At 65.2% G+C, this 420-nt stretch carries 1 protein-coding gene; it reads right to left on the bottom strand.

Translation table 11 applies throughout. The features are described from left to right. Positions 1 to 420: NHL repeat-containing protein (locus GO615_RS28190; protein ID WP_211167439.1), on the bottom strand; the 420-nt coding region annotated here is incomplete at both ends.

Genomic DNA, 420 nt, shown 5'->3' with positions numbered 1-420 from the left:
ATGCAATGCACGGGATTGCCGAACTGCTCCTGCACCGCGGCGCTCGGATCGTATGGCGGCTGCTTGTCGTCGGTGGGCAGCTTGCCATAGCCGCCCCAGTGCCGCTTGTAGGCGAGCGTGGTGGCGTCGAACACGATGACGCGGCGGTTGCCGTAGCCGTCGGCGATGTAGAGTTCGTTGGCATCCTTGTCGATCGCCATCTCGGCGGGGCGGCCGAGCTGCGTGGTGTCGTTGCTGTTGGTGCGGGTTGCGATCTTGCCGATCTGACCGAGATATTTGCCGTCGAGCGTGAACTTCAGGATTTCGCTGTCGTCATCGGCATTGCCGCCGATCCACACGAAGCCGCGCTCGTCGACCTCGATGCCGTGCTCGCGGCCGACCCATTGATAGCCGCCGCCGGGGCCGCCCCACGATCGCAGC

Origin of the sequence: Aromatoleum evansii (assembly GCF_012910805.1) — a bacterium.
Lineage (GTDB): Bacteria > Pseudomonadota > Gammaproteobacteria > Burkholderiales > Rhodocyclaceae > Aromatoleum > Aromatoleum evansii.
Note: the sequence above shows the minus strand (reverse complement) of the source record. Positions and strands in the feature narration are given on the sequence as shown.